General features: G+C 54.4%; 1 protein-coding gene. It reads left to right on the top strand.

Features of this window, described 5'->3' with window-relative positions:
* The coding region (locus tag CJ260_RS12500) for a malonate decarboxylase subunit alpha (RefSeq protein WP_198947479.1) at positions 1 to 641 on the top strand (641 nt) is incomplete at both ends.

The following is a 641-nucleotide window of genomic DNA, read 5'->3' as shown; positions in this document are numbered from 1 at the left end:
GAAGGCGGCAAAATCAACGATGTAACGAAGGAAGATATCGTTGAAGTTATTGAATTGGGCGGCGAAGAATGGCTCTGGTATCATCCGCACAAAATTGATGTAGCTATCATCCGCGGCACGACAGCCGACGAAGACGGCAACGTTACGATGGACGGCGAAATCGGCACGGGCGAAGCCTTGGCTATCGCTGAAGCGGCTAAAGCCTGCGGCGGCATCGTTATCGTTCAGGTAAAAGATGTAGCAGCTAAGAATACGCTGGACCCGAGAGACGTTAAGATCCCCGGCGTAATCGTCGACTATGTCGTAAAAGCTGACGAAGCTGACCATATGATGACTTGGGATTATGCGTACAACCCGGCATTCAACGGCGATGTAAAAGTTCCTCTGGATTCGGTAGCTCCGCTGAAACTGAACAACCGCAAGATCATTGCCCGCCGCTGCGCTATGGAACTGATTCCCGACGCAGTCGTAAACCTCGGTATCGGCATGCCTGAAGGCGTATCGGTAGTCGCTGCTGAAGAAGGCATCGACAGCATGGTACTGACGACAGAAGCAGGCACTATCGGCGGCGTACCGGCCGGCGGCCTGAGCTTCGGCGCAGCCACGAACGCCTCGGTTATCCTCGACCAGCCGTACCAGTT

The organism is Megasphaera sp. ASD88, assembly GCF_002287425.1.
GTDB lineage: Bacteria > Bacillota > Negativicutes > Veillonellales > Megasphaeraceae > Megasphaera > Megasphaera stantonii.
Note: the sequence above shows the minus strand (reverse complement) of the source record. Positions and strands in the feature narration are given on the sequence as shown.